This is a genomic window from Mesorhizobium sp. A556 (assembly GCF_054489545.1).
This window is the reverse complement of the sequence record NZ_JBTMXA010000072.1, coordinates 1-506: the sequence shown is the minus strand read 5'-3', so window position 1 is coordinate 506 and position 506 is coordinate 1. Positions and strand designations below refer to the sequence as shown.

Here is a 506-nt window from a genome sequence, read left to right as displayed (position 1 = left end):
GTGAGCGTGAAGGTCGAGCCAACGCCAAAGAAGTCGCTGGTTTCCGTGTTGGCTTCCGTCACGGAAGCTTCGGTTTCATCAACGCCATCGATCACACCATGCGCCGAAGCGCTCGCATCGGTCGTAAGGGTAACGCCATCTGCTTCATAGACGTCGCCGGTGTTGAACGCGGCCGTCTCGGCCCAATTCAGGCCAACCTCGACCTTGTTGGCCAGAATGCCCTGGTCCGGGAACGCGCCGTCCGAGTTGGTGGCGGCGTTGCCGATGATGGAGGCCAGGACGGAACCGACCGACTCACCGCTTTCAAGACGGTCAGCGTAATACGCCAAGCCATCCGCATCGGGGGCGCGGCCGAGAACGTTCATGTAAACCTGCTCGATCATCTGGTCAGGCGTGAACAGATTGGGCGTCAGGATATAGGGATAGGTCTGTGCAGCCTCGGGCGAAGCGGCGAAGGATTCAGCGATGTCTGTCAGCGACACGCCGTCTGCCAGACGTCCAACCCA

At 60.5% G+C, this 506-nt stretch carries 1 protein-coding gene; it reads right to left on the bottom strand.

Annotated elements, in window-relative coordinates; translation table 11 throughout:
* Positions 1-482, bottom strand: a 482-nt coding sequence (locus ACX3P0_RS25365; RefSeq protein WP_459093004.1) for a DUF4214 domain-containing protein, incomplete at its 3' end; no start/stop codon positions are given.
* Between the last annotated feature and the right edge of the window lie 24 nt (positions 483-506).